Annotated in this window: 23 protein-coding genes; 14 read left to right on the top strand and 9 right to left on the bottom strand. The window is 54.6% G+C overall.

The window, feature by feature from the left end; genetic code table 11:
• The first annotated feature begins 100 nt into the window (after positions 1-100).
• Positions 101-1,159, top strand: a complete 1,059-nt coding sequence (locus AAH450_RS01965) for a YeiH family putative sulfate export transporter (RefSeq protein WP_342908663.1) — start codon at positions 101-103, stop codon at positions 1,157-1,159.
• Between the two features lie 70 nt (positions 1,160-1,229).
• The gene (gene nfo / locus AAH450_RS01960) at positions 1,230-2,072 is read left to right on the top strand and encodes a deoxyribonuclease IV (RefSeq protein WP_342908662.1); all 843 of its coding nucleotides are present in this window, start codon (positions 1,230-1,232) and stop codon (positions 2,070-2,072) included.
• Positions 2,073-2,132: 60 nt separating this feature from the next.
• On the opposite strand, the gene fruA is transcribed toward nfo, so the two are convergent.
• The 4 genes from fruA to AAH450_RS01940 all read right to left on the bottom strand — a co-directional run bounded on the left by fruA (position 2,133) and on the right by AAH450_RS01940 (position 6,487).
• Positions 2,133-3,833: a PTS fructose transporter subunit IIBC gene (fruA, locus tag AAH450_RS01955; RefSeq protein ID WP_342908661.1), complete on the bottom strand. Its 1,701-nt coding sequence runs from the start codon at positions 3,831-3,833 to the stop codon at positions 2,133-2,135.
• 15 nt (positions 3,834-3,848) lie between these two features.
• A complete protein-coding gene (gene fruK, locus AAH450_RS01950; protein ID WP_318790907.1) occupies positions 3,849-4,787 on the bottom strand; it encodes a 1-phosphofructokinase in 939 nt (312 codons plus the stop codon).
• Positions 4,784-5,917 carry a fused PTS fructose transporter subunit IIA/HPr protein gene (gene fruB / locus AAH450_RS01945; protein WP_342908660.1) on the bottom strand — a complete coding sequence of 378 codons (1,134 nt, stop codon included), beginning with the start codon at positions 5,915-5,917 and terminating at the stop codon, positions 4,784-4,786. Before fruB ends, fruK begins: the two co-directional genes overlap by 4 nt.
• Before the next feature lie 315 nt (positions 5,918-6,232).
• Entirely contained in the window at positions 6,233-6,487 is a 255-nt protein-coding gene (locus AAH450_RS01940) for a YkgJ family cysteine cluster protein (RefSeq protein WP_342909549.1), read from the bottom strand.
• Between the two features lie 172 nt (positions 6,488-6,659).
• On the opposite strand from AAH450_RS01940, the gene yeiP reads away from it, so the two are divergent.
• Positions 6,660-7,232: an elongation factor P-like protein YeiP gene (yeiP, locus tag AAH450_RS01935; protein ID WP_318790903.1), complete on the top strand. Its 573-nt coding sequence runs from the start codon at positions 6,660-6,662 to the stop codon at positions 7,230-7,232.
• Positions 7,233-7,283: 51 nt separating this feature from the next.
• Here yeiP and AAH450_RS01930 read toward each other — a convergent pair whose 3' ends face one another.
• Positions 7,284-7,595, bottom strand: coding sequence for a hypothetical protein (locus AAH450_RS01930; protein ID WP_342908659.1), 312 nt, complete (start codon positions 7,593-7,595; stop codon positions 7,284-7,286).
• 160 nt (positions 7,596-7,755) lie between these two features.
• On the opposite strand from AAH450_RS01930, the gene AAH450_RS01925 reads away from it, so the two are divergent.
• The 7 genes from AAH450_RS01925 (at position 7,756) to yejF (ending at position 16,357) form a co-directional block, all read left to right on the top strand.
• Positions 7,756-8,742, top strand: a complete 987-nt coding sequence (locus AAH450_RS01925; RefSeq protein ID WP_342908658.1) for a CobW family GTP-binding protein — start codon at positions 7,756-7,758, stop codon at positions 8,740-8,742.
• 40 nt (positions 8,743-8,782) lie between these two features.
• Positions 8,783-9,490, top strand: a complete 708-nt coding sequence (locus AAH450_RS01920) for a phosphatase PAP2 family protein (protein ID WP_342908657.1) — start codon at positions 8,783-8,785, stop codon at positions 9,488-9,490.
• A gap of 504 nt (positions 9,491-9,994) precedes the next feature.
• Entirely contained in the window at positions 9,995-10,570 is a 576-nt protein-coding gene (gene mepS / locus AAH450_RS01915) for a bifunctional murein DD-endopeptidase/murein LD-carboxypeptidase (RefSeq protein ID WP_306211696.1), read from the top strand.
• Positions 10,571-10,838: 268 nt separating this feature from the next.
• Positions 10,839-12,647, top strand: coding sequence for an extracellular solute-binding protein (locus tag AAH450_RS01910; RefSeq protein WP_342908656.1), 1,809 nt, complete (start codon positions 10,839-10,841; stop codon positions 12,645-12,647).
• A gap of 10 nt (positions 12,648-12,657) precedes the next feature.
• Positions 12,658-13,749 carry a microcin C ABC transporter permease YejB gene (locus AAH450_RS01905; RefSeq protein WP_342908655.1) on the top strand — a complete coding sequence of 364 codons (1,092 nt, stop codon included), beginning with the start codon at positions 12,658-12,660 and terminating at the stop codon, positions 13,747-13,749.
• Positions 13,749-14,774, top strand: coding sequence for a microcin C ABC transporter permease (locus AAH450_RS01900; protein ID WP_342908654.1), 1,026 nt, complete (start codon positions 13,749-13,751; stop codon positions 14,772-14,774). The genes AAH450_RS01905 and AAH450_RS01900 overlap by 1 nt, the downstream gene beginning before the upstream one ends.
• Positions 14,774-16,357 carry a microcin C ABC transporter ATP-binding protein YejF gene (gene yejF / locus AAH450_RS01895; protein ID WP_342908653.1) on the top strand — a complete coding sequence of 528 codons (1,584 nt, stop codon included), beginning with the start codon at positions 14,774-14,776 and terminating at the stop codon, positions 16,355-16,357. The genes AAH450_RS01900 and yejF overlap by 1 nt, the downstream gene beginning before the upstream one ends.
• Before the next feature lie 10 nt (positions 16,358-16,367).
• On the opposite strand, the gene AAH450_RS01890 is transcribed toward yejF, so the two are convergent.
• The 3 genes from AAH450_RS01890 to rsuA all read right to left on the bottom strand — a co-directional run bounded on the left by AAH450_RS01890 (position 16,368) and on the right by rsuA (position 19,072).
• Positions 16,368-16,709: a YejG family protein gene (locus AAH450_RS01890; protein WP_342908652.1), complete on the bottom strand. Its 342-nt coding sequence runs from the start codon at positions 16,707-16,709 to the stop codon at positions 16,368-16,370.
• Between the two features lie 419 nt (positions 16,710-17,128).
• Positions 17,129-18,328, bottom strand: coding sequence for a Bcr/CflA family multidrug efflux MFS transporter (locus AAH450_RS01885; protein WP_342909548.1), 1,200 nt, complete (start codon positions 18,326-18,328; stop codon positions 17,129-17,131).
• A 39-nt stretch (positions 18,329-18,367) separates the two neighbouring features.
• Positions 18,368-19,072: a 16S rRNA pseudouridine(516) synthase RsuA gene (rsuA, locus tag AAH450_RS01880; RefSeq protein WP_342908651.1), complete on the bottom strand. Its 705-nt coding sequence runs from the start codon at positions 19,070-19,072 to the stop codon at positions 18,368-18,370.
• Positions 19,073-19,255: 183 nt separating this feature from the next.
• Here rsuA and AAH450_RS01875 point away from each other — a divergent pair, with 183 nt between their 5' ends.
• On the top strand, positions 19,256-21,010 hold the full coding sequence (locus tag AAH450_RS01875; protein WP_342908650.1) for a DEAD/DEAH box helicase: 1,755 nt from the start codon (positions 19,256-19,258) through the stop codon (positions 21,008-21,010).
• 192 nt (positions 21,011-21,202) lie between these two features.
• Positions 21,203-21,487, top strand: a complete 285-nt coding sequence (gene rplY / locus AAH450_RS01870; RefSeq protein WP_306211675.1) for a 50S ribosomal protein L25 — start codon at positions 21,203-21,205, stop codon at positions 21,485-21,487.
• 92 nt (positions 21,488-21,579) lie between these two features.
• Here rplY and yejK read toward each other — a convergent pair whose 3' ends face one another.
• On the bottom strand, positions 21,580-22,584 hold the full coding sequence (gene yejK / locus AAH450_RS01865; protein ID WP_342908649.1) for a nucleoid-associated protein YejK: 1,005 nt from the start codon (positions 22,582-22,584) through the stop codon (positions 21,580-21,582).
• A gap of 156 nt (positions 22,585-22,740) precedes the next feature.
• Between yejK and AAH450_RS01860 the strand changes: the two genes are divergently transcribed.
• Both AAH450_RS01860 and yejM read left to right on the top strand, forming a co-directional pair.
• On the top strand, positions 22,741-22,968 hold the full coding sequence (locus AAH450_RS01860) for a YejL family protein (RefSeq protein ID WP_306211671.1): 228 nt from the start codon (positions 22,741-22,743) through the stop codon (positions 22,966-22,968).
• Between the two features lie 21 nt (positions 22,969-22,989).
• A complete protein-coding gene (gene yejM, locus AAH450_RS01855; RefSeq protein ID WP_342908648.1) occupies positions 22,990-24,741 on the top strand; it encodes an LPS biosynthesis-modulating metalloenzyme YejM in 1,752 nt (583 codons plus the stop codon).
• The last annotated feature ends 81 nt before the right edge of the window (positions 24,742-24,822 follow it).

The following is a 24,822-nucleotide window of genomic DNA, read 5'->3' as shown; positions in this document are numbered from 1 at the left end:
CCCGCCCCTTATCACTTATTCTGGTTAATTATAAATATATAATCAATTTCACTTTTAAGCCACTTTTCTCCATGATCGGGGTATTGAAAAGGAGCTTGCTATGACCACACTGACTCTTCTGCATCTGCAACATCGGCCCGTTCGTTACGCCGCTGGTCTGCTGCTTTCTCTGGTTTTAGCCGCAGGCGCAAGCTGGCTCAGCACCCTGCCTGCCGTCTCTTCGCTGGGGTTAGGCGCCCTGACGCTGGCTATCGTGGCCGGTATTTTGGTGGGTAATACCTTTTATCCCCGCTTTGCCGACAGCTGCGATCCTGGCGTAGTGCTGGCTAAACAACAGCTGCTGCGCCTTGGCATCGTGCTGTATGGCTTCAGGCTGACCTTTCAGCAAATCGCCGACGTTGGCGTCAGCGGCGTGGTGATTGATCTCCTGACGTTGAGTTCCACCTTTTTGCTGGCCTGCTGGCTGGGCCGTCGGGTTTTTGGACTGGACCGCGATACCGTCTGGTTAATCGGTGCCGGCAGCAGCATCTGTGGTGCCGCCGCCATCCTGGCCACCGAACCCGTGATTAAGGCCGATGCCTCTAAAGTAGCGGTAGCCATCGCGACCGTGGTGATTTTCGGTACGCTGGCGATTTTTATCTATCCCCTGCTTTATCCGCTGGCCTCTGCCCTGTTCAGCAGCGTAACGCTGACCAGTTGGGGTATTTTCACCGGATCCACAATGCATGAGGTTGCCCAGGTGGTGGCCGCCGGGCACGCCGTGAGTCCGGAGACGGAAAATGCAGCGGTGATAGCCAAAATGCTGCGGGTAATGCTGCTTGCCCCGTTCCTGCTGCTGCTCAGCGCGCGAGTACGTCAGCAGGCATCAGGCGGTTCAGCGGAGTCTGGTACCTTGCGCTTCCCCTGGTTTGCGCTGGTGTTTATCGCCGTTGCGATGGTCAACTCGCTGCACCTGCTGCCCGTTACTGTGGTTAACGCACTGAATCAACTGGATAATATTGTGCTGGCTACGGCAATGGCTGCGCTGGGTCTGACCACCCATATCAGCGCCCTGAAACGGGCCGGAGTTAAACCGCTGCTGCTGGGTCTGGCTCTGTTTATCTGGCTGGTGGTTGGCGGCGGTGCGATTAACCTTGGGATCCAGCATTTGTTGTCATGATTTGACGCCGTTTCCGGTTATCATTGCCCGCTCGCCTCTTGCATGCAGGCAATTTAACAGGAGATAAGGCATGAAATATATCGGTGCCCACGTCAGCGCAGCTGGCGGTGTGGATCAGGCGGTGCTGCGCGCACATGAACTCGAAGCCACTGCATTTGCGCTGTTTACCAAAAACCAGCGCCAGTGGCGGGCAGCGCCGCTGACTGATGAAGTCATTTCCGCCTTTCGTACGGCCTGCGAAAAGTATCACTACACCTCTGCACAAATCCTGCCCCATGACAGTTTTCTGATTAACCTGGGGCATCCGGTAGAGGAGGCGCTGGAGAAATCGCGCGTGGCGTTTGTGGATGAGCTTCAGCGTTGTGAGCAGCTTGGCCTGTCGTTGCTGAACTTCCACCCCGGCAGTCATCTGAACCAGATTGATGAAGAAGCTTGCCTGAAGCGCATTGCCGAGTCGGTGAATATCGCACTCGACAAGACTCAGGGCGTCACTGCGGTTATCGAGAATACCGCCGGTCAGGGCAGCAACCTGGGCTTTCGCTTTGAACACCTGGCCGCCATTATTGATGGCGTGGAAGATAAGTCGCGCGTTGGCGTCTGTATTGATACCTGTCACACCTTTGCTGGCGGCTATGACTTAAGAACCGAAGAGGATTGCGTAAAAACTTTTGCCGAGTTCGGGCGCGTTGTGGGTTTTGAGTATCTGCGTGGTCTGCATCTCAACGATGCAAAAAGCGACTTTGCCAGCCGCGTTGACCGTCATCACAGCCTGGGTGAAGGCAAAATAGGTAAAACAGTGTTCAGCTGGCTGATGAAAGATAAGCGGTTTGACGGCATCCCCCTGATTCTGGAAACCGTGAACCCGGATATCTGGAAAGATGAGATTGCCTGGCTGAAGTCTGAACAGAACTGAGGCTGATTAAGATCATAAAAAAAGCGCGGTCGCCCGCGCTTTTTTATTGCCTGTAGGAAATCAGGCTTTAGCTAATTCCGCTTCCGGACGTTTCAGCACCGCGTAGGAAAGACCCGCGACCACCGTGCCTGCAATGATAGCCATCAGGTAGCCCACCACAGGAGTGATGGCGCCTGGGATCAGCAGCACAAACAGCCCACCGTGCGGTGCCATCAGTTTAGCCCCTACCGCCATTGAAATAGCACCGGTCAACGCGCCGCCGATAATGCAGCAAGGCAGCACACGCATCGGGTCACGGGCAGCAAACGGAATGGCGCCCTCAGAGATAAAGCACAGCCCCAGAACCAGCGCCGCTTTGCCTCCTTCCTGCTGACCTTTATTAAATTTCCTGCGGGCTACCAGCGTCGCCAGCCCCATCGCCAGCGGCGGCACCATACCGGCCGCCATAATAGCGGCCATAGGTGCGTAGGTCTGGGAACTCAGCAAGCCAACCCCAAAGGCGTAGGCCACTTTGTTCACCGGGCCACCCATATCGGTACACATCATGCCGCCGAGGATTGCACCCAGCAGGACGGCGTTAGCGGTACCCATATTAGCCAGCCAGTGAGTCAGCCCTTCCATAATTTTGGCAATCGGCGTACCCACCACATAGATCATCAGCAAACCGGTGATCAGGCTGGCGACCAGCGGAATAATCAGGATCGGTTTTAACGCTTCCATACTCTGTGGCAGCTTAAGCTTGCTGCTGATAAATTTCGCCGCGTAACCGGCGATAAAGCCCGCGATGATCCCGCCAAGGAAACCGGCGTTGATGCTGGTGGCGAGCATACCGCCAATCAGACCTGGCGTCAGGCCCGGACGGTCTGCGATGGAAAAGGCGATAAAGCCTGCCAGCACAGGAACCATCAGGGCAAAGGCGCTGCCGCCACCGATCTGCATCAGCGCCGCCGCCAGCGTTCCCTGCTCTTTAAATGCGGTAATACCAAAAGCGAAGGAGAGCGCGATGCTCAGACCGCCCGCTACCACCATCGGCAACATATAAGAAACGCCGGTTAACAGGTGGCGATAGGCGCCTGCACTCTCTTTTCTGTCATCACTCTGAGAAGCGTTGCTGCCGCCTTTGGGCTGATAAGGACGGGCTTCCGCTACCGCTTTATCCAGCTCCTGCGCCGTCTTTTTCAGCGCCAGACCGGTTGAAGTGCGATACATCGGCTTGCCAGCAAATTTCGCCAGATCCACTTCGATATCGGCTGCCACAATAACCAGATCGGCTTCTGCAACCTCTTCAGGCGTAATGGCATTGCCCGCCCCCACAGAACCACGGGTTTCTACCTTCACCCACCAGCCGCGCTTTTTCGCTTCGGTGTCGATGGCTTCCGCCGCCATAAAGGTATGCGCCACGCCAGTTGGGCAGGCAGTGATAGCGACGATGCGTTTTGGTCTGTTCTCTGCCACAGCGGCCGCAGGGGCATCTGTTGCCGCTACCGCAGGCGCATGCCAGGGTTTTGCTTCGGTTTGCGCTTTCGCCAGTACCGCATCGGGCTGACGCAGTAGCTGTTCGATATCGGCCAGATAAACGGCTTTACCCTCAAGCGAAACGTCGCCCGGAACGTTTTTACCGGCGACAATGATCTGGTCTGCTTCGGCCAGATTATCGGTCAGCGTCACACCCTGACTGGCCGCCGCGGCCGTTGCGATATTTTTTGCCAGATAGCCAGTGGCCAGCCCCAGCGAAGAATCAATTATCAGCAGCGTTTTCATTATGCTCTCCTGCTGTCAGTTAAAAGGTTGGAGGTCGACACGCGCCATCATCGCGGCCAACTGGGTACGATCGGTTACGCCCACATTGCTCTGACTGACGGCCATTGCCGCAACAGCCGTAGCCAGACGCAGCGTATGCTCGCTGGATTCACGCATCAGCAGGCCATAGATCAGCCCGCCAACCATAGAATCCCCGGCACCTACCGTGCTGACCACTTCACAAGCGGGTGGTTTGGCGATCCATTCGCCTGAAGCATTCACCCACAGCGCGCCTTCTGCACCGAGTGAGATAACCACGTGGGCAATGCCCTGCTCCCGCAGCGCATGCGCTGCTTCAATCACGTCCTGCAAATCTGGCAGCTTACGCCCAGCCCAGATTTCCAGCTCGCGGCGGTTCGGTTTTACCAGCCAGGGGGCCGCCTTGAGTCCGGCGACCAGCGCTTCACGGCTGCTGTCAAAAATGATGCAGGGGCAGTGGGTGCGTAACGCTTTCATCCAGTCGGTGAAGGCATCCGGCTCCACGCCTGCCGGCAGGCTGCCGCTGACGCAGACCATGTCGAACTGGCCAAGCCAGGTCAGTGAATCGGTGGTGAAACGTTCCCAGTCCTGAGGCGTCACCTCAAAACCAGAGAAATTAAAATCGGTTACGACCCCCTCTTTTTCAGTCAGCTTTACGTTGATGCGCGTACGCCCTTCCACAACCTGGAAGCGGTTAGCGATCCCCAGCTCGCTGAACAGATGCTGGAAGCCATCCTGATTCTCTTTCCCGAGGAATCCCCCCACGGTGACATCAATACCCAAGTCCTTCAGGACTTTGGCGACGTTAATCCCTTTACCGGCGGCATGCAGACCGGTGGTTTTTACCAGGTTGACTTCACCGCGCTCAATTTCTGGTGCGTAACCCACCAGGTCATAGGCGGGATTTAGCGTGATGGTAGCAACGCGTCTGCTCATGCTGCACCCTCGCCCAGGCCACCAGAGATAGCTTCACCAATGGCGTCCAGCGCCGCGCGGGCATCTTCACCACTGGCGGTAAAGCGCAGGCGATGGCCTTTCTTCACGCCCAGCGCAACCACTTTCATCAGGCTGCGTCCGTTAGCCGGTTTGCCGCTGCCGTCGAGATTGGTCACGGTAACGTCACAGTTAAACTGTTTGATAACTGTAACCAGCGCCGTACCGGGACGGGCATGCAGCCCGTGCTCGTTACGGATAGTAAACTCTTCAGTAAGCACGTCAGCCTGCTCAGAGACTTCGCTGGTCAGCAGCGCGAGAATGCCCGCCGCATCCGCCTTCAGCAGGCGTTCAGCTTTTTGCTGGATCAGCAGGTCGCTGAGGTAGTTCAGCACGCTCATTGGCCGATCGTCCGTTACCGATACGGTCAGCAGCAGCGCGGCCTTTTCACCCTGAACGTCAAAAGGTTCAGCGGCACGACTGATAGCAATAGCGCTGCCGAGGTTGCCTTCGGTGCTGTCGCTCAGCCAGATGCCCTGCCCCAGGTTCAGTGGCTTGCCAGAAATCACGCTGCTGACAAAACGGGCATCAACCGCGCCAGCCTGTTGCAGACGACCCGCATTGAGCGCCTGTAGGGTCATTAAATCGCTGGCGGCCACCTCTGTAGCAATCAGCGAAGTATCAAATTTAAACTCAGCACCCTGCTTTTCACCCATCAACAGGCTGCGCAGCGTTTCGGCGGAATCTGTGGTTTTCAGCTCCTCAGCCACGCTGTCATCACTCAGCACGTGCGTAAGCTGACGTAGCAGCGCAAGGTGCTCGTCTGACTTAGCCGCAATACCGATGACCACATACGCGGTCTGCTCTTCGCCCCAGGCAATGCCCTGTGGGAACTGGAAAACCTGCACGCCGGTCTGCAAAACCAGATCGCGCGTGTCGGTGGTGCCGTGAGGAATGGCTATACCATTGCCCAGATAGGTGGAAGTTTGCTGTTCACGGGCAAGCATCCCGTTCACATATCCTTCACCCACATTGCCGGCTGAGGTCAGCGCGGCAGCAACCTGGCGGATAGCCTCTTCTTTATTCCCGGCGGTGGCGCCAGGATGGATGGCATCTAGTGCTAGCTGGAACATAGTTCTCCTCTCTGCTGAATTTGAATCGTTTCAGCTATTTTGAGAAAAAAGCGCTGTCTGTAGAAGCAACAAGCTGAACAGACACCGCTGAAACGTTTCAAGGAGTGTGTTCCTGTTCATCAATGGCTGGCAAGTTTTACCGTCAACGACGTAGCAGATTTTTGATGCCACGCACATTTTGCTGACCTTTTTCCGAAAAGCAGCAGGCTGCCGCTGCGCTTGCTGACGGCTGCTGAAGGGGAGTCATAGTGGCGGGTGGGAATTAAGCAGAGCGCTGTTCTGGTGATAAATGCAGGCTGCGGGCGGGGAATGGAATTAAGGCGCAGTCTGCTGCTCCAGCTCCAGCAGCCAGACCAACGCCTCCTGACGGCTGCTGTGGCACATTTCAGCCGTGGGTTTTAAACCCGCACAAACGGCAGGCCGGAGCGGCGAGGCAAAAATTTTACAGCGCTGCTGCTCATCAAGCTGGATGCAGGGGGTGTTGGCAGGCTTGCCGTTGGGCATACCAGGAATGGGCGAAGAGATAGAAGGCGCAGTACAACAAGCCCCACAGGCGTCACGGCACTTCATCATTTATTCCCCGGCGTTGAAAGCGCGACAATAGCAGGCGCATGCGGCGAAGGCTATCCTTTACTCAAGCACAATTTCATCCTGCCCTTTCCGGTCTGGTACTTGCCTGAACAGGCCAGCCAGAGTAAGTTGTCGCGAGAAATTTTCACAGCCCACTTATCGAGAGTTCAGCATGCCAAGAGCCAATGAGATCAAAAAAGGGATGGCGGTGAGCCATAACGGTAAGCTTCTGTTAGTTAAAGATATTGACGTACAGAGTCCCAGCGCCCGTGGCGCGTCAACCCTGTATAAAATGCGCTTCACCGATATCCGGACCGGGCTTAAAGTTGAAGAGCGCTTTAAGGGTGACGAGATCATCGACACCATTTCTCTGAGCCGTCGTCAGGTGACCTTCTCTTATATCGACGGCGACGAATATGTCTTTATGGATGATGAAGATTACACGCCTTACGTCTTTAAGGGTGAGCAGATTGAAGAAGAGCTGCTGTTTCTGCCTGAAGGCGGCATTCCCGGCATTCAGGTATTAACAATGGATGGGCAGATCCTGGCGCTAGAGTTGCCACAGACGGTGGACATGGAAATTGTGGAAACCACGCCCGGCATCAAAGGGGCTTCTGCCAGCGCCCGCACCAAACCGGCCAAAATGAGCACCGGACTGGTGATCCAGGTGCCGGAATATCTGAGTAACGGCGACAAAATTCGCATTCATATTGCCGAGCGCCGCTATATGGCACGTGCCGACTAACAGCTGATGGGCGGTGCGCAGTGCATCGCCTTAATTGCTATGTTATAACATTTAATTGTAATTCTGGATCAGGATGCCGCGCTGGTGGGTGCTGTCCAGCCAGCTTATCTCAGAGCTTCCTATGGCCGGTGGCAAGTGATCGCTGGCCGAAACGGATGAAGTTGTCACCTGATTGTTTCCGTCCCGCAGACAGGAAGTAATAAGCTGGTTTTGTTTCAGGTCTGTTGTACAACTTGTTTCCACTATAGCGCCCTGGAACCCGATAGTGCCAGAATTGTTATCTGTGGCCATCTCATGCGCCAGTGCATGACTGGTCCCGGCTGCCAAAAGCATCATTATTAAAGCCGGTTGAATGCTTTTCATTCTGACCCTCACTTTCGCGTTTGTTGTCTGATAAGCATAGATGTCCGGTAGCAAACTTTCTGAACAGCAGCCCCTCAGGTGTTCATCCTGGCAGCAATAAGCCGCTGATTAGCCAAAAACAGCACAACTTGATAAGCGATCGTCGTTACAGGAGAGATAAATGACCAGGGTAAACCTGATTACCGGCTTTTTGGGCAGCGGTAAAACCACCACCCTGCTGCACCTGCTGGCTAACAAACCCGAAAATGAACGTTGGGCGGTGCTGGTGAATGAATTTGGTGAGATCGGTATTGACGGTGCGCTGCTGGCAGAAAGCGGTGCCATTCTGAAAGAGATCCCCGGCGGCTGCATGTGCTGCGTCAACGGTCTGCCGATGCAGGTTGGGCTTAATATGCTGCTGAAACAGGCAAAACCCGACCGCCTGTTGATTGAACCCACCGGTCTGGGTCATCCAAAGCAGATTCTGGATATGCTCTCGGCAGAGGTGTATCGCCCGTGGCTGACCCTGGATGCCTCTCTCTGCGTGCTGGATCCCCGTCAGTTTGCCGATCCCCGCGTAGTGGAGAATGAAAATTTCCGCGATCAGCTGGCCGCAGCCGATATCATCGTGGCTAATAAAGAAGACCGCTGGCAGGATGCGGACAGAGCAGCCCTGGCACAATGGCAGAGCAACGATGCGCTGCAACGGCCAGTGATCCCGGTTAGCTTTGGCAAAATAGACCAGACTCTGCTGGCGCAACCGCGCCTGAATCTGCGCACGTTACCTCAGGCGCAGCACCATCATTCACACGCCGCGCCCCCTTCCGGGCTGGCTGCTCTGTCGCTGACTGCGGGAACACGCTGGCGGCGCTCGTTAAATCAGGGACAGGGCTACCATGCCTGCGGCTGGATATTTGATGACGAGACGGTGTTTGACACCATTGGCCTGCTTGAATGGGTCCGTCTTGCGCCCGTAACCCGCGTAAAAGGGGTAATGCGTATTAAAGAAGGGCTGGTCAGCGTTAACCGTCAGGGCGAGGACTTTCATATTGAAACGCGCTCTTCCTCACCGCCAGACAGCCGTATTGAAATGATCCATGAAGCGGAAGCGGACTGGAACAAGTTGCAAAGTTCTTTGTTGAAACTTCGTTTAACTCCTGAGGTATAATCTACGCTATTACTTTTCCTTAATTTATCCTTAACACGAAATGACCACTAACCGTTTACTGACCATCCTGGTGCTTAATGTACTGGGATTTGCGCTTTTCTTTTCCTGGTATCTGCCGGTTAACCACGGTTTTTGGTTCCAGCTGGATAAAAATATCTTTTACTGGTTTAACGACCGGCTGCTGACGAATAAGCCGCTGCTCTGGCTGTTGGCTGTGACCAACTTCCGCGCCTTTGACGGTATTTCATTACTGGCGATGGGCGGCTTATATCTGCATTTCTGGCGGCGTGAAACCCCGCCGGGCCGCCGCAGGTTACTGGCAATTGGTATTGCGATGCTAATTTGTGCCGTGGTGCTGAACCAGCTGGGGCATTTAATTCCGGTCTCCCACCCAAGTCCGACCAAATTTTTCCCTGACGTTAATCACGTCACGAAATTAACCGGCATCCCGGCTAAAGATGCTTCAGCAGACAGTTTTCCGGGCGACCACGGCATGATGCTAATGATATTTGCCTGCTTTATGCTGCGTTATTTCACGCGCCGCGCCTTTATGATTGCGGTAGCGATTGTGATTGTTTTCGCTTCGCCGCGGATTATGATCGGCGCACACTGGTTTACTGATGTGGTCGTGGGGTCGCTCTCAGTGGTGCTGGTGGGCATGAGCTGGTGCTTACTGACCCCAATTAGCGATTACCTGGTTAATGCGCTCTATCGCCACCTGCCGGGCAAATACAAACCCGCTAAATAATGACTATCCGGGGCGGTAAAAAGGGGCTGATTCCTCAGCGGCTTATTTACTGCCCTTATTATTAGCCTCCTTATTAAATGGTAACAAGAAGTTTTCATTATGGTTACCGCCTCGTAAAAAAGGGTGGCTTAACGCTATTGTCCAGCGTGATTAATCTTATTTTTCCGTCTTAGCTTGTTTTTTGCCCACTTCGTTCCATTATTTCCTCAAGTTTTCTCCCTGATTGCCGATAAAGTGCGCGTAATGATACATTCCTATTTCATATCAAAAAAACCTGTAAAAAGTCGTTTAAACCCCTCGCTATGGGGCTTGTAATCGGGTAACCTCACTTTCAGTTAGGCTACTTCAGTAGACCATTTCCAGGATTAACGCTAAAAAATGTGCTCTCTTGCACACTTCTGCATTTCAGGAATTGTCTTACCCTGTCGCGCTAATTAATCTCGTTCCGTTTCGCAACTTTTCTAACGACCTCGTCGTTAAGGACCTCAAGGGATCACAAACATAATGGTCAAGTCTCAACCAATACTGAGATATATCTGGCGGGTGTTACCCGCAATCGCATTAGCGACAGTTTTATCAGCATGTAGCTCGACGAATACCAGCAATAATGCACAAACTGATACTCATGCAGTTAAAGGCCAGAATGGCTTTTTACTTCAAGCGTCTCAGGATGAATTCGAACAGATGGTCCAGAACGTGGATATTAAATCCCGCCTGATGGATCAGTATGCGGACTGGAAAGGCGTTCGTTACCGTCTCGGCGGTACCAGCAAACGCGGCATTGATTGTTCGGCATTTGTACAAACCACCTTCCGTGAGCAGTTTGGTTTAGATCTTCCCCGTTCAACCTATGAGCAGGAAGATTCCGGAAAAAGCATTAACCGTGGCAAGTTACGTCCAGGTGATATCGTTCTGTTCCGCGCCGGTTCTACCGGTCGACACGTCGGCATCTACCTCGGCAACGATAACTTTGTTCACGCTTCTACCAGCAGTGGCGTTATGATCTCAAGTCTGAACGACAGCTACTGGAAGAAGCGTTACCGCGAAGCGCGCCGGGTGCTGAGCCACACGCCAAGCTGATTTCAGATCCCTGAAGTCTGCGAAACGAGATAATAAACGCTGCTTCGGCAGCGTTTTTTTTTAGCCGTCGACCGACATAAAGAAGCCAGTTTCAGCAGCGCTCCCCTGCTAAGCCGCAGCGGGTAGCCGATTTAGCGCACACACACTTTCTTGTTTTGCAGGCTGAGTGTCTGAAAGCGTAAAGAGCCGCTGTTTGCCGTTGCTTCACCTGTTACGCTGCTGCTAACCTTGCGACATCTGTTTATCTCTGCGGGAGCTGATTAACACCATGATAGTGCGCTGGTTTACATTTTTACTTTTCAGCCTGTTCGCGCTTGCTGCCCGCGCTGAAAATATCAATGAGAGTTATGCCTTCGCGCAGCTTGGTGAACCCAAATATGCTACCCAGTTCACCCATTATGATTATGCGAATCCTGCCGCCCCAAAAGGCGGAAGCGTTACCCTCTCTGCTATCGGCACCTATGACAATTTCAACCGGTTTGCTACACGCGGGAATCCTGGCGCAGGCACGGATACGCTGTACGATCCGCTGTTCACCACTTCCGATGATGAGACCGGCAGCTATTACCCTCTGATTGCTGAATTTGCCCGTTACCCTGACAGCAGTCGCTGGATTGAGGTCACCCTGAATCCCAGGGCGCGTTTCCATGATGGTTCCGCCATTACTGCGGAAGATGTCGCTTTCACCTTCAATAAATTTATGACGGAAGGGGTGCCGCAATATCGGGTTTTCTATAAAGGCGTGACGGCAAAAGCTATTTCACGGCTCGTGGTGCGGTTTGAGCTGCCAGAGAGTAACCGTGACAAAATGCTCTCGCTGCTCTCCACGCCGGTATTTCCGGAAAAGTTCTGGAAGAACCACAACCTTGGGGAGCCGCTGGCAAAGCCGCCCTTATCCAGTGGCCCTTACCGGGTCTCCGCTTATAAAATGGGTCAGTACATCACCTATACGCGGGTCAAAGATTACTGGGCCGCCGATTTGCCGGTCAATAAAGGACGTTTTAATTTTGATACGCTGCGCTATGACTATTACCTTGATGACAACGTAGCGTTTGAAGCCTTTAAGTCTGGTGCGTTTGATTTCCGTACCGAAAGCTCGGCGAAAAAATGGGCCACGCAGTATCGCGGCAAAAATTTTGATAATCACTTTATCAGCAAAGAGGAACAGCCCAATGATGTGGCGACGAACTCTACCTGGCTGGCGTTTAACGTGCAGAAACCGCTGTTCAGTGACCGGCGTGTCAGAGAGGCCCTCTCCCTGAGCTTTGACTTTGAGTGGATGAATAAAGCGCTGTTCTACCATGCCTATAAGCGCACCCGCAGCTATTTTCAGAACACCGAGTATGCCGCCACTGGCTATCCCGACGCGCAGGAGCTTGAGCTGCTGGGGCCGCTGAAAGGGAAAATTCCTGATGAAATCTTTTCGCAGATCTATCAGCCCTCCCATACCGATGGCAGCGGTTATGACCGCGATAATATGCTCAAGGCGCTGGCGCTGCTTAAACAGGCGGGCTGGGAGCTGAAAAACCACCGGCTGACCAACGTCAAAACCGGCAAACCTTTCGTTTTTGAGCTGCTACTGCGTAGCGGAGGCAACGATCAGTGGGTGCTGCCGTTCCAGCATAACCTCAGCCGGCTGGGGATTACCCTGACGATTCGCCAGGTCGACAGCTCACAATATCTCGCACGGCTGCGCAAAAGCGACTTTGATATGCTGCCCTCCCCTTATCCGGCTATGCCTTTCCCGGACAGCAACCTGCAAATTTACTGGGCCTCTGCCTTTATCGACTCCAGTTATAATCGCCCGCATGTAGAGAGTCCGGTACTGGACGAGCTGATTGCCAGAATCAACCAGCACCAGGGCGATAAGGCTGCTTTGCTGCCTCTTGGCAGAGCGCTGGATCGCGTGTTGACCTGGAATTACTACATGATCCCGATGTGGTACAACGCTACCAACCGGTATGCCTACTGGAACAAGTTTTCCATGCCGGGTACCCGTCCCACTTATTCTCTGGGCTTCGACAGCTGGTGGTATGATGTGAATAAAGCCGCGCAGCTGCCGGCCCAACGTCGTTAAGGAGAGGAGCTTGGGCGCCTATTTACTTCGCAGACTGCTGCTGGTCATCCCCACTCTGTGGGCAATCATCACCATTAACTTCTTTATTGTGCAGATCGCGCCAGGCGGGCCTGTTGACCAGGCACTCGCCAATATCGAGTTCGGGCAAACCACCGGCATGCCGGGCGGAGGGAATGGCGGTGAAGCGCAGACGCGCACCAGACTCAACGCCAGCCCCACTGACAGCCAGTATCGCGGTTCCCGCGGGCTTGATCCTGAAGTTATTGCAGAGATCACTAAACGCTACGGCTTTGACAAGCCGCTGCATGAACGTTACTTCACCATGCTGTGGAATTACGTGCGCTTTGATTTTGGCGACAGCCTGTTCCGCAGCAGTTCGGTCATTCAGCTGATTAAAGAGAGCCTGCCGGTTTCAGTCACGCTGGGGCTGTGGAGTACGCTGATCATTTATCTTGTATCTGTTCCCCTGGGTATTAAGAAAGCGGTGCGTAACGGCAGCGCCTTTGATATCTGGAGCAGCTCGCTGATTATTATCGGCTATGCCATCCCCTCTTTTCTTTTTGGTATTCTGCTGATTGTCCTGTTTGCCGGCGGCAGCTATCTGGACTGGTTCCCGTTAAGAGGGCTGGTCTCTGCCCAGTTCGACTCCCTGCCCTGGTATGGCAAAATTACCGATTATCTGTGGCATATCACCCTGCCGGTTATTGCCACCGTGGTCGGCGGCTTCGCCACGCTCACCATGCTGACTAAAAACTCATTTATGGATGAGATCCGCAAACAGTATGTGGTCACCGCCCGCGCCAAAGGGCTGGATGAGAAAAAAATTCTCTATCGCCACGTGTTCCGCAACGCGATGCTGCTGGTGATTGCCGGCTTCCCGGCAACCTTTATCAGCATGTTTTTTACCGGTTCGCTGCTGATAGAGGTGATGTTCTCCCTGAATGGCCTGGGGCTGCTGGGCTATGACGCCACCATTCAGCGCGATTATCCGGTGATGTTTGGCACGCTCTATATTTTCACGCTGATTGGCCTGCTGCTGAATATCCTGAGCGATATCACCTATACGCTGGTCGATCCGCGCATCGATTTTGAGGGACGCTAATGAGCTATTTAAGCCCCGTTAATCAGGCGCGCTGGGCGCGATTCCGCCATAACCGCCGTGGTTACTGGTCGCTCTGGATCTTCGGCGTGCTGTTTTTGCTCTGTCTGGGTGCTGAGCTGATAGCCAACGACAAGCCGCTGCTGGTGCATTATCACGACCGCACCTATTTCCCGCTGCTGGTGGATTACGATGAAACCGACTTCGGCGGGGCTTTAGCCACGGCGGCGGACTATCAGGACCCGTGGCTGAAATCGCGCCTGGATAAAGAGGGCTGGGCAATCTGGGCGCCCGTTCGCTTTGGTGATGGCTCGATCAATTTTGCCACCACGGTGCCCTTCCCTTCGCCCCCTTCGACTCAGAACTGGCTGGGCACCGATGCCAACGGCGGCGATGTACTGGCGCGGATCCTTTACGGTATGCGCATTTCACTGCTTTTTGGCCTGATGCTGACGCTGGTTTCCAGCGTGATCGGCATTGTGGTGGGCGCCTCGCAGGGCTACTACGGCGGCAGGGTGGATCTCTGGGGGCAGCGATTTATTGAGGTCTGGTCCGGCATGCCTACCCTGTTTTTAATCATTCTGCTGTCGAGCGTTATCCAGCCTGGCTTCTGGTGGCTGCTGGCGATCACCGTCGCTTTTGGCTGGATGCAACTGGTGGGCGTGGTAAGAGCAGAATTCTTGCGTACCCGAAACTTTGACTATATCCGTGCGGCGCAGGCGCTTGGCGTCAGCGACAGTAAGATTATGTCCCGCCATATGCTGCCAAACGCCATGGTCGCCACCCTGACCTACCTGCCGTTTATTTTATGCGGCTCCATAACCACTCTGACCTCCCTCGATTTCCTCGGCTTCGGGTTGCCGCTGGGGTCGCCATCTTTAGGCGAGCTGCTGCTACAGGGGAAAAATAATCTCCAGGCGCCCTGGCTGGGTATTACCGCTTTCTTCTCACTGGCGATCCTGCTGTCGCTGCTCATTTTTATCGGCGAAGCGGTTCGTGACGCCTTTGATCCCAGTAAGGTGTACTGATGTCATTGCTGAGCGTGAATAATCTGAGTATTGCTTTTCGCCAGGGCAAGGTAGAGCGTCTGGTGGTCAGCGATCTGTCGCTTTCTGTAGATGCCGGTGAAACGCTGGCCCTGGTGGGAGAGTCCGGATCCGGTAAAAGCATCACGGCGCTGTCGATGATGCGGTTGCTGCCCTCGCCCCCCGTTATCTACCCACAGGGGGAGATCCTGTTTTCCGGGCAGGATGTGCTGCAAGCGAATGAACAAACGCTGCGCGGCCTGCGCGGTAACCGCATGGCGATGATCTTTCAGGAACCGATGGTGTCGCTTAATCCGCTGCACAGCATCGAAAAGCAGCTCTATGAAGTGCTGTCGCTGCATCGGGGCATGCGCAAAGAGGCGGCCAGAGCGGAGATGCTAACCTGCCTGGATCGGGTTGGGATCCGCCAGGCCGCCAGGCGCCTGAAAGATTTCCCTCATCAGCTTTCCGGCGGCGAGCGTCAGCGCGTAATGATTGCGATGGCGCTGCTGACTCAGCCAGAGCTGTTGATTGCTGACGAACCTACCACGGCACTTGACGTGACCGTGCAGGCGCAAATTTTGACGCTGCTGAAAGAGTTAAAGCAGGAGATGAATATGGGATTGCTGTTTATCACCCATAATCTCAACATTGTGCGGCAGCTGGCTGACAGCGTGGTGGTCATGCGTAACGGCCAGGCGGTGGAGAGCAATATCACCGCCAGGCTGTTCAGTGCACCGGCCCATTCATACACGCAGGCGCTGCTTAATGCTGAACCCGAAGGACGCCCTGCTCCGGCGGATGGCGACGCGCCACCCTTATTGCAGGTTAAAGATTTGCGGGTCGCTTTTCCTCTCAAACAGGGGTTTCTGCGGCGGATTAGCGGCTACCATCATGCGCTGAAATCGCTGAGCTTTACGCTGCGGCCGGGCGAAAGTCTGGGTCTGGTGGGCGAGTCCGGTTCCGGAAAAAGCACTACCGGCCTGGCTTTGCTGCGGCTGATTGCCTCTGAAGGTGAAATCTGGTTCCGCGACCAGCCGCTGCATCAGTGGGATCGCCGCAAGATGTTGCCGGTTCGTCGCCAGGTGCAGGTCGTTTTCCAGGATCCCAATTCTTCCCTGAATCCCCGGCTGAGCGTATTGCAAATTATCGCTGAAGGCCTTCAGGTGCATCACCCCAGGCTGGATGCAGCGGCGCGCGAGGCAAAAGTGATTGAGGCAATGCAGGAAGTCGGTCTTGATGCCGATACCCGGCACCGTTATCCGGCTGAGTTTTCCGGTGGACAGCGGCAGCGCATCGCCATTGCCCGCGCGCTTATTTTGCAGCCGCAGCTGATTATTCTGGATGAGCCGACCTCTTCTCTTGACCGCTCGGTACAGAAGCAGATCCTGGCTCTGCTGCTGAAGCTTCAGCAAACCCATCGCCTGGCTTACATTTTTATCAGCCATGATTTGAAGGTGGTGCGCTCGCTATGCCATCAGGTGGTGGTGCTGCGGGAGGGGGAAGTGGTGGAACAAGGTGAGTGTGAAGCGCTGTTTGCTGCGCCCCGCGCTGAGTATACGCGGCAGCTACTCTCTCTTGCCTGATCGGATCAGATCAGGCAGAGGCATTCAGAAAGGGTTCGGCAATGCCCACCCCAAAGTTTTTCAGCCGACAGGTAGTAGCGCTCTCATCCTGACGGGTCACAAACAGACAGGGTTCGCCCGCGCACTCTACTACAGCACACTCAATCTGGATTTCTGCCAGCGCATCCTGAATCATGCGCATGATCTCCCTGGCCTGCTCGCCCGCATGGCTGAGCAGCGTAAGGCCAATGAGATCGTCTTCCGCAGAGAGGTTATTTACCAGCAGCGGTTCGACGCTGCTGCCAGTCGGCCCCGCCCCCCAACGGTAGCTTTGCGGTAAACGATGTACCACAGAATGTTGTAACGTATTCACCCAAACTCCCCAGACCGTTACCGGTTCTCTTTCAGCTACGTAAACCTGCTTTTATCAGCATTATCAGGGCCTGCAATGGTTTTGTTCTTCGCCCACTCGGCGGACTGAATTTGAGAACTAACTCTCATTTTAACGTTATATTTACCGCGTCAGGGGCGGAATAACAACTTATTTGTTGCACTGCGGTAACTTTTCCATCAGTTATTTTTACAAATAAATAACAATACCGTTATTGAGGGTTAATAGAACCGGTTTTGCTGGACAAGGGATTGCAGCAAGCAGAAGGGATGTACCAGATATAAAAAGAGGGAGGCGGTGCAAAACGTAAAGGCGAACTGGCGAGATGACGACATAGTGAAAAGAAAATTTGCCAGCGTGGAAAACCTTGTGCGCCTGAGCAGTCAGGCGCACAAGGTAACTCAGGCTGCGGCCGCTTTACGCGGGCGCGTGGCGTAGATAAACAGCAAAATAGAGAGTGTCGAGCAGATAAATATCGACCCTACCATCGGCCATGCGCTGTTAAACGACAGCGTTGAGAGCAGTGCCCCAACCAGCGCGCCGACGCCAAAACGCAACGTACCGGCCAGCGAGGAGGCGGTACCCGCCATATGCGGAAACTCTTCCAGGATCACCGCCATCGCATTCGATGAGACCATGGCCACGCAGCCGATAAACATCGCCACGCCAAAGACCAGCGGCAGGAAGCCAAGATTGAAGGCGCTGACAATCACCATCCAGAGACCCATCGTGAACTGTATCAGCAGACCGAAACGGAACATCGCCAGCGGCCCGAACCGGCGAACAGAGCGACTGTTAAGCAGCGTCATCAGGAACAGGAACACCACGTTAAGCGCAAAGTAGTAACCAAAATCCTGCGGGCTGATATGGTTCAGTTCAATATAAACAAACGGCCCGGCGTTCAGAAAGGAGAAAAGCCCGGCAAAGGAGAAGCCGCTTGCCAGCATATAGCTGAAAACCCGCTTGTGGCGGAACAGGGAGAGGAAATTGCCCAGCGTAGTGCGCAGGTGAAACTTCTGCCGCTTGTCGTGGGGCAATGTCTCTTTGATCTGCGTGACCACCAGCACCGTGGTGACCACGGCCGCACCGGAAATGGCCCAGAAAATGGCGTGCCAGCTCCAGAGCAACAGCAGCCAGCCGCCCACTATTGGGGCCAGCAGCGGCGCAATAGTAGTAACCAGCATCACAAAGGACATCATGCGTGAAAACTCCTCTCTCGAGTAGCTGTCACGCATCAGAGCACTGATCACCACGCTGCCCGCCGCTGCCGACAGGCCGTGCAGCAGGCGCATAAAGATCAGCTGGTCGATGGTTTGCGACATCGCGCAGGCTGCGGCAGCCACGGCAAACACCAGGGTTCCCACAGCAATCACCGGTTTGCGGCCAAAGCTGTCAGCAAGAGGACCATACACCAGCTGGCCCAGCGCAAACCCCAGAATGTAGAGGTTCAGCGTCATCTGCACGCTGCCTGCCGACACGCCGAATTCGCGGGCAATTTGCGGTAGCGCAGGCAGATACATATCAATCGATAACGGCATTAACATGGCCAACAGGCCGAGGATCACCACCAGTCCCACTGATGAGTTCTTGTCCTTGCGCACCCTCATTGCTGCTCACTTCCTCTCTGAATTAGTCTGCCGCTAGCGGGGAACGACCACGCTGGCGATCTCTTCCGCCGTCAGCGCACGGTATTCACCCGGTTCCATATCTTCGTCCAGCACAATGCTGCCAATCCTTTCGCGATGCAGGGCCACCACATGATTACCCACGGCGGCAAACATCCGCTTCACCTGGTGGTAGCGCCCTTCGCTGATGGTCAGGCGCACCTGATTCTCGCTAATGATTTCCAGGCTGGCCGGTTTGGTCAGATCTTTCTCGTTATGCAGCTGCACCCCGGCGGTAAATTTTTCCGCCGTATCCTCTGCAACCGGTGATTCCAGCGTGACCAGGTAAGTTTTTTCACAATGATGACGTGGCGAGGTAATGCGGTGGGACCATTGGCCATCGTCGGTCATCAGCACCAGCCCGGTGGTGTCGATATCCAGCCGCCCCGCCGCATGCAGCTTATAGGCGGTAGGCTCTTCCAGGAAAAAGAGGACGGTAGGATGATCGGGATCTTCTGTAGAACAGACGTAGCCCTGAGGTTTGTTCAGCATAAAGTAGCGGGGACCAAACTGCACATGCAGAGGATTGCCGTCGTACTCAACCTGGTTTTCAGGTTTCAGCTTAAAGGCGCCTTCCCTGACCACTTCCCCATCAACGGTGACTTTACGAGCCCGCAGCTCACGAAGGGCAATCGCCCGGCTGACTTCCAGTTGCTGAGATAAAAATTTATCAAGTCGCATTAAATCTGCACTGCCTGTTTGAGTTGAAAATAAAAACCGACGCCCCCGTAACGGGCACGTTTGAAGAGAGTGTGTCGAAATGAACCCACAGTATATCGGGAGTTAGCGCTCAGGCACAGAGGCTGAAGCGCACGAATTCTGCTTTCGTGGCATAATGCGGTTTTGCTCGCAGATTGCTAACTCATGTCGTTTACGCTACGTCCCTATCAGCAGGAAGCGGTTGATGCCACGCTCAGCTACTTTCGTCGCTCCCACCAGCCCGCCGTGATCGTGCTGCCTACCGGCGCGGGCAAAAGCCTGGTGATTGCCGAACTGGCCCGGCTGGCACGCGGAAGGGTGCTGGTGCTGGCCCATGTCAAAGAGCTGGTGGCGCAGAATCACAGTAAATATCAGGCTTACGGGCTGGAGGCGGATATCTTTGCCGCCGGTTTGCAGCGCAAAGAGAGCCGCAGCAAGGTCGTGTTCGGCAGCGTCCAGTCCGTAGCGCGCAATCTGGCACAGTTTGATGGCGAATTTACGCTGCTGATCGTGGATGAATGCCACCGCATCAGCGATGCCGATGAGAGTCAGTACCAGCAAATCCTTGCGCATCTGCGCCAGAGCAATCCCCAGCTTCGCCTGTTGGGTCTGACCGCAACGCCCTACCGTCTGGGTAAAGGCTGGATTTATCAGTTCCATTACCACGGCATGGTCAGAGGTGACGAGCGGGCGCTGTTTCGGGACTGTATCTACGAACTGCCGCTGCGCTATATGATCAGGCACGGCTTTCTGGTTCCCCCGGAAAGGCTTGATATGCCGGTAGTCCAGTATGACTTCAGCCGTCTGACAGCCAATGAAAATGGCCTGTTCAGCGAGGCGGATCTCAACCGTGAGCTGAAGCAACAGCAGCGTATTACCCCCCATATTGTTCAGCAGATTGTCGAGTTTGCACAGGATCGCCAGGGCGTCATGATTTTTGCTTCAACGGTCGATCACGCAAAAGAAGTGCTTGGCCTGTTGCCTGGCAGTAAAGCGATGATCAGCGCAGGAACGCCAGGCGCAGAGAGGGATGCGCTGATTACCGCGTTTAAAGCGCGTGAAATTCGCTATATGGTCAACGTGGCCGTATTAACTACCGGGTTTGATGCGCCCCACGTAGATTTGATCGCCATCCTTCGTCCTACCGAGTCGGTCAGCCTTTATCAGCAGATTGTCGGGCGAGGTTTGCGCCTCTCGCCGGGAAAAACCGACTGCCTGATCCTCGATTATGCCGGTAATCCACACGATATATTCACCCCTGAAGTCGGCGCCCCTAAAGGGAAAAGCGATAACAAACCGGTGCAGGTTTTCTGTCCCGCCTGCGGGTTCGCCAATACCTTCTGGGGGAAAACAACCCCGGACGGCACCATCATTGAACATTTTGGCCGCCGCTGTCAGGGCGTGCTGGAAGATGACGAGGGTGAAAGGGAGCAGTGTGACTTCCGCTTCCGCTTCAAAAGTTGCCCGCACTGTAATGCTGAAAACGATATTGCGGCACGACGCTGTCACGAGTGCGATGCGGTACTGGTGGACCCGGACGATATGCTGAAGGCGGCGCTGAAACTCAAGGATGCTTTGGTTTTACGCTGTGCCGCTATGGTGCTGGAGTGTGGCCGGGATGAGAAAGGCGAGTGGCTGAAAGCGCGCTACTACGATGAAGAAGCGACCGAAGTGAGCGAACGCTTCCGGCTCACTACCCCCGCACAACGTACCGCCTTTGAGCAGATCTTTTTACGGCCACATCAACGCGCGCCCGGCGTGCCGCTGGGCTGGAAAACCGCGGCGGATATCGTTGCCCTGCAACCGCTGCTGCGCCAGCCCGATTTTGTGGTCGCCCGCAAGCAGCGCCATTACTGGCAGATACGGGAAAAAATGTTCGATTACCAGGGCCGCTACCGCCGCGCCAACGAACTTCGCTAACAGCGCGTAACTCCGTATAAAAAACGGGATGAGCCTGAAATAAGACCCGCACTTTCACGGCAACTTTAATCCATTGCCCGCAGCGCCTAACCTGGGCTATAATGCGCCCCGCTTTTGCTGAAGCAAAAGTTGAATACTCCAACCTGCTGCTGGGTCGCCTGTAGCAGGATAATCCGATAAAGAGATTGAACAATGTTCACTATCAATGCAGAAGAACGTAAAGAGCAGGGCAAGGGTGCGAGCCGCCGCCTGCGTACAGCTAACAAATTCCCGGCCATCATTTACGGCGGTAAAGAAGCAGCTGTAGCCATCGAACTGGACCACGACTCAGTAATGAACACCCAGGCAAAACCGGGTTTCTACACTGAAGTTCTGACTCTGGTTGTTAATGGTAAAGAAGAAAAAGTAAAAGTGCAGGCTGTTCAGCGTCACCCGTTCAAGCCAAAACTGCACCACATCGACTTCGTTCGCGCTTAATTGCCGACCAGGTTTTTGTGAAAGAAACGCCGCTTATGCGGCGTTTTTTTTTTGGCTTGCCTCAGGCAGAAAAGAGCGGCAGTACGCTCCTGTCAGCTTCCGCTGCTGCGGCGTTGCAGCTGGTCACGCAGATTAGGCGGCGTGCCTTTGATGGTCAGCGTATCGGTCGCGGGATCCCAGAAAATACGTTCTCCCAGCAGCAGCGCATCAAAGTTTAGCGTCAGCCCACCGCCGCTTCCGGCAAATTTGGTTAGCTGGCGCAGCGTGCTGCGGTCGGCAGGAAAGCTCTCTTCCAGCTCATAGCCCTGCTCTTGCGTGAAGGCCTGAAACGTTTTTTCACCCAGAGGAGCCAGCTCTTTGGATAACCCCTCCAGCTCGATCTCCTCGCCAGACTGCAACTGTTCATTACAGTAGCTGTAAACCTGCTGGCGATAGTTCTGCCGCTCGTTTTTATCGAGGCTGGCTTCAGAACAGTAGTCGTCAACGGCCTGCAACAGACCACGGTTCTGGGCTTTAGTATCCAGCCCAACGCTGGCACCCAGGAAATCCATAAAGAAATCGGCAACTTTGCGCCCTACCCGGCCACGCAGGAAAGTCAGATAGCGGGTGGAGTCAGGATTGGTTTCCCATTCGGTGAGATCGATACGCGCCACAATATCGGCGTGGTTGATATCCAGATAGTGCGTGCTGCTGATGTCCAGCTCTTCGTTAACCCGCATACTGTTCTGGCTGTTCAGCACCGCAATCAGCAAATACTCCACCGCCAGATAACGGTAGTGACCGAACAGCACAATGCCGCCTTCGGCGAAGGAATATTTCCCCAGCTCATCGCGCAAACGTCCTGTTGCGGCGCGGCTGAACGCCAGGAAGTCATCTTCCCCTTTGCGGCAGTTGCGCAGCGCATCCGCCAGTTCACTCTCTTCATTAAACAGGCCATAAGCCTTGCTTTTAGCGCTGTAAACGCGGTGCAGCTCTTCCATCATCGCGGTGACGGGCGCATTGGCAGGCAGCAGCGTTTCGCGCAGCACCAGCTCAAGCGATTGTTCATCGCGCTTGATTAACTGATGCAGGGCAATCTGCTCAATATCCAGACTCATGGTAGACTCTCCTTTAGATTTAGCGCGTATTCAATCACCGAGTCTTCCGGCGATCAACTGCCAGCAACATTAACCTGTTGCGATCGATAAAAGTGCAGAAAATATCGCGGTTTTACGGTAAGATGCCGCCCTTTAATACTCAATAAATTCGACGTTATGCCACAATCATCTCGCTACAGTGACGACCGCGTGGAGAAACTCCTCGCAGAACTGGCCCATGTACTTGAAAAAGACAAGGCCCCCACCGACCTTTCCCTGATGGTACTGGGAAATATGGTGACCAATTTGCTGAATACCAGCGTAGCGCCAGCTCAACGGCACTCGCTGGCACACTCATTCGCCGAAGCGCTTAAGGCTTCCGTGCGTGACGATAAAGCCCATTAATCTGATGATCCTGACCCTGTTATGGTAACAAATCGGCAGCGCTACCGTGAAAAAGTCTCCCAGATGATTAGCTGGGGGCACTGGTTCGCCCTCTTTAATATCATCGTGGCTTTTGTGCTGGGCAGCCGCTACCTGTTTGTTTCTGACTGGCCTGCCTCGCTGGCCGGGCGCATTTACGCCTTTAGCAGTTGGCTGGGCCATTTCAGCTTTATCGTCTTTGCCGCTTACCTGCTGATCATTTTCCCGCTGACCTTTGTGGTGATGTCGCAGCGGCTGCTGCGCTTCCTTTCTGCCATTATCGCCACCGCAGGGTTGACGCTGATCCTGGTAGACAGCGCGGTATTCAATCGCTTCCACCTGCATCTCAATCCGGTGGTGTGGCAGCTGGTGGTGAACCCCGATCAGACGGAGATGGCGCGTGACTGGCAGCTGATGTTTATCAGCGTGCCCGCTATTTTTCTGGTGGAGATGCTGTTTGCCACCTGGAGCTGGCAGAAGCTGCGCAGCCTTAACAGGCGCAACTTCGGCAAGCCGCTCGCTCTTCTGTTTATTATTGCCTTTTTCACCAGCCATCTGCTCTATATCTGGGCGGATGCGAACTTCTATCGTCCGATCACCATGCAGCGTTCTAACCTGCCGCTCTCCTATCCTATGACTGCCCGCCGCTTCCTGGAGCGTCACGGCCTGCTGGATGCGCAGGAGTATCAGCGCCGGCTGGTTGAACAGGGTAATCCTGAAGCGGTCTCTGTCGCCTACCCGTTGAATGACATCACCTTCCGGGACAGCGGAACGCGCAACAATTTACTGATTATCACTGTTGATGGCCTGAACCAGAGCACGCTGTCGAAATCGCTGCCTCACCTGGCGCAATTTGCTCAGCAGAACGTCAGCTTTACCCAGCATTTCAGCGCCGGTAGCCGCGCTGACAGCGGGTTGTTTGGCCTCTTTTATGGCATCTCCCCAAGCTATATGGATGGCGTACTCTCCTCCAGAGTCCCTTCTGCGCTGGTTGACTCTCTTGGTAAGCAGGGCTATCAGTTTGGCCTCTTCGCCTCCGATGGTTTTGCCTCACCGCTCTATCGTCAGGCACTGTTAGCAGACTTCTCACTGCCGCCGTCGCAAACGCAGACTAACGCACAGACCACGGCCCAGTGGCAACGCTGGCTGGAAAGTCAGAAGCCGCAGAGTTCGCCCTGGTTCTCCTACCTTTCACTGGGTGGAAATGAGATCAAAGAAGGGTCTGCGAAAAATATCACGCGCCATTACGCCCGCACCGCCGCGGATGTGGATAAGCAGATCCAGGATGTGCTGACCACGCTACAGGAAAAAGGGCTGCTGGAAAAAACGGTGGTGGTTATCACCGCCGAGCATGGTGTTGCGTTGGATGGCGACAGCAGCCTGGGCAACCGGGCAAATCTTCAGGTGCCGCTGATTGTGCACTGGCCTGATACGCCAGCGCAGCAGGTGCGTAAGCTGACCGATCATCAGGACATTATGACCACGCTGATGCAGCGCCTGCTGCACGTCAGCACCCCTGCGGCGGACTATTCACAGGGTGAAGATCTCTTCGCAGCCCAGCGACGTCATAACTGGGTAGCCAGCAGTACCGATCGTCAGCTGGTGATCACCACGCCTGCGGTCACGCTGGTGCTGGATAACAGCGGCAGCTATACCGCCTGGGATGAAAAGGGTAACCGCCTGAAGGATCACAAGCCGCAGCTGGCGCTGCTGCTCCAGGTGCTGACAGAAGAGAAGCGCTTTATCGCTGACTGACAGCGCGATTGCTTAAATTCATAGCAGTCAACGTGTTAGCCTCTTGCAATCGACAGCGTTTTGCGTACTATTAGCTCACGA

The sequence above is a fragment of the Erwinia magellanica genome (assembly GCF_039023495.1).
Taxonomy (GTDB): Bacteria; Pseudomonadota; Gammaproteobacteria; order Enterobacterales; family Enterobacteriaceae; genus Erwinia.
Note: the sequence above shows the minus strand (reverse complement) of the source record. Positions and strands in the feature narration are given on the sequence as shown.